1 protein-coding gene is annotated in these 2675 nt (G+C 31.3%); it reads left to right on the forward strand.

The window, feature by feature from the left end; translation table 11 throughout:
• The first annotated feature begins 728 nt into the window (after nt 1-728).
• Nucleotides 729-2567, forward strand: a complete 1839-nt coding sequence (gene ltrA / locus TICRE_RS10000; RefSeq protein WP_075727660.1) for a group II intron reverse transcriptase/maturase — start codon at nt 729-731, stop codon at nt 2565-2567.
• Nucleotides 2568-2675 lie beyond the last annotated feature (108 nt).

Raw genomic sequence — 2675 nt, forward strand, 5'->3', positions numbered from 1 at the left:
GGTGCGACACGTTTGTAGTTGAAAAGACTACACACTAAATTTATATTTAGGAGAACTAATACTCTGAGCAATTAAATGAGAAGGTAACGCTTTGAAGAATTGCCATTAATACTACGGTATGCAGTTGATTAGGTTATTATGAAGCTGTGTAAAGCCCGTTGAAGTCGGCAGAAAAGTTACCCTAACAAGTTAAGTTGAGGAAAGGTTTAATTAACCGTAACTGATATGTCGGATGTCTAAGAAGTATATCTATGGTGAGTATCCAAAATGTGTAATGGGGACGAACTACTGATTGACTTATCGTAAATGTCGCTTATTAGAAATGATAAGAGAGCCAAAGTTGGTTTATCATCAGAAGGATGAGTAAGGGCTGAATTAAGAAAATCCTACAATTCTTACAGGGAATTGGGTTGATGACGGTATTTAGGTAGCACCTAAGGATATACGGTAAAGATAGGAGTATTGGAACGTGGAAAGCTTTGAACATGGAGATATAACTGTCGATGAAGTGTTTTAAGGGAAAAAGGTAGTAATTGCTATCTATAACCTTAATTTATCAAAGGGAGAGTAGAGCCAAAGTACCTATGAAACTATGATAATAAGTAGTGGAGGGATAGGCTCAAGTCGTTTGATTAGATTAAATATTATGTTTAAAATTTGCGAATGTTCAGGTTCTTGTAAGACTAATAGAAACGAAAATCTCATTAACTTTGAAAGGAGATGATTAGTTGACTGAACAAAATATGATGAAAAGAAAAGTCTTAAGAAATAATGAATATTATGGACAGCAGGAAACATTAGATGAATTGTATAAGAATTCAAAAGAAGGAAGATATTTTAACAAACTATATGAACTAATAATAGATGAAGATAACATTATGAAAGCATATAGAAATATAAAAAAGAATACTGGTAGTAAAACAAAGGGTGTAAATGGTCATACAATAAAATATTTAGAAAAGATGTCAAAAGACAAACTTATAAATATTGTAAGACAAAGGTTAAAGAATTATAAACCTAATCCTGTAAGAAGGGCGTTTATACCAAAAGTTAATGGTAAGCAAAGACCACTCGGAATACCTACAATCGAAGATAGACTAATACAACGATGTATTCTTCAAATACTAGAACCTATATGCGAAGGGAAATTCCATAACTCAAGTTTTGGATTTAGACCTAATAGAAGTACACATCATGCAATTGCAAGGTGTCAACATTTAATCAATCACAGTAAAAATCACTTTGTGGTTGACGTAGATATAAAGGGGTTCTTTGATAATGTAAATCATGGAAAGTTATTAAAACAACTTTGGACAATTGGAATAAGAGACAAAAAGGTAATAAGTATAATAAGTAAGATGCTTAAAGCTGAAATAGTGGGTGAAGGTAGCCCAACAAAAGGAGTTCCACAAGGAGGCATCTTATCCCCGTTGTTAGGGAATATAGTGTTAAATGAATTAGATTGGTGGATTTCTAATCAGTGGGAAACTAAATCTACAAATCATGACTATACTCATCCAAGTTCAAAAATTAAAGCACTAAAATCCACAAAACTAAAACCATGTTACATTGTCAGATATGCAGATGACTTTAAAATATTTACCAACAGTAGAACAAATGCAAAGAAATTATTCATGGCTACAAAATTTTGGCTAAAAGATAGACTTTCCTTAGAAATTAGTGATGAAAAAAGTAAAATAACTAATTTAAGAAAAAATGGTTCTGACTTCTTAGGAATAAGAATAAGAGCAGTTAAAAAAGGAACAGCTCAATTAGGGTACGTTTCTCAAAGCAAAATAGACCCCAAAAGAAAGTTTAAAATAGTTGAAGTTTATAAAAGCAAACTTAAGGACTTAAAATCTAGTCCAAGTATGGATAAAGCCAAAAGATTAAATGGATTTACATTAGGAATTCACAATTATTATAAAGTAGCAACTGATGTAAGCCAAGATTTTAATGACATAATGCATTTGATTTATGGTAAATATAAAGGTCTTAAAAAGAGGAATATAATTGTTGCAAAGGGAACAAGAAATGAAGTGTTTAAAAGCTTTTACAAAGGATATAAGGGTAGTTTAGATAGGTGTTGCAATATAACACTATATCCTATATCTTATATGCACTTCAAAAAACCAACTCAAATCCATCCAGAGTTTACACCATATACGGAAATTGGTCGGAAAAGAATACACAATAAATTGACCATAATAACACCTATAGAACTAGAAAGATTAAGAAATGGTAACTTTGGGAAAAGAAGTATTGAGTATGTAGACAATAGAATATCAAGATTTGTAGGACAAAATGGGAAATGCTTTATAACTGGTATGAGATTAGAGACTGAGGAAGTTCATTGTCATCATAAAATACCAGTAAAATATGGTGGTAATGATGCATATGACAATTTAATTATTGTTCACAAAGATATACACAAACTTATACATTCAATTAATAATTCAAAAATTTTACAATCATCAATATATTGGACGGTTAAATCCAAACAAAAATTTAATCAATTAAGAAAACACGCAAATTTAGAACCGATAGATTTTAAATCAGTCGCATAATATATCTAAAATTCAAACGAGGGAACGCCGTATGAGGTGAAAGTCTCACGTACGGTGTGGAGTGGGGGAAAAGTGGGAGATAGTATCAAACACTTACCTATCACTATA

The sequence above is a fragment of the Tissierella creatinophila DSM 6911 genome, assembly GCF_001940565.1.
GTDB lineage: Bacteria > Bacillota > Clostridia > Tissierellales > Tissierellaceae > Tissierella_A > Tissierella_A creatinophila.